Source organism: Mycobacterium angelicum, assembly GCF_002086155.1.
Lineage (GTDB): Bacteria > Actinomycetota > Actinomycetes > Mycobacteriales > Mycobacteriaceae > Mycobacterium > Mycobacterium angelicum.
In genome coordinates this window covers 1-342 of sequence record NZ_MVHE01000348.1, presented here as the reverse complement: position 1 = coordinate 342, position 342 = coordinate 1, and the positions used below count along the sequence as shown (strand labels likewise).

Below are 342 nucleotides of genomic sequence, written 5' to 3'. Positions count from 1 at the left end.
AGGTCGAGTCCGATTCGGGGGATGGTCAAGGTGTAATCACCGCCGAACTGACCCTGCCCATCAGCCCGCCAGAAAAAGCCGTTGTTCTGACTCCCCCGGTTGAAGCCACCCGTATTCAAATCCCCGCTATTCCCCACACCCGTGTTCAGATCACCGGTGTTCCACCACCCCGTATTCGTATCCCCGGTATTGAACGAACCCGTATTGACGCTCCCCGGATTAAACCCACCCGAGTTGTAACTCCCCACATTCCCGATCCCGGTATTCAGCAACCCCGCGTTCCACACCCCGGTGTTCAACACACCGGAGTTGAACACCCCACTGTTGGCCATGCCGCTGTTG

The 342-nt window shown here is 57.9% G+C and carries 1 protein-coding gene; it reads right to left on the bottom strand.

What is annotated here, in order from left to right:
* Positions 1 to 342, bottom strand: a 342-nt coding sequence (locus tag BST12_RS29735) for a pentapeptide repeat-containing protein (protein ID WP_245850633.1), incomplete at both ends; no start/stop codon positions are given.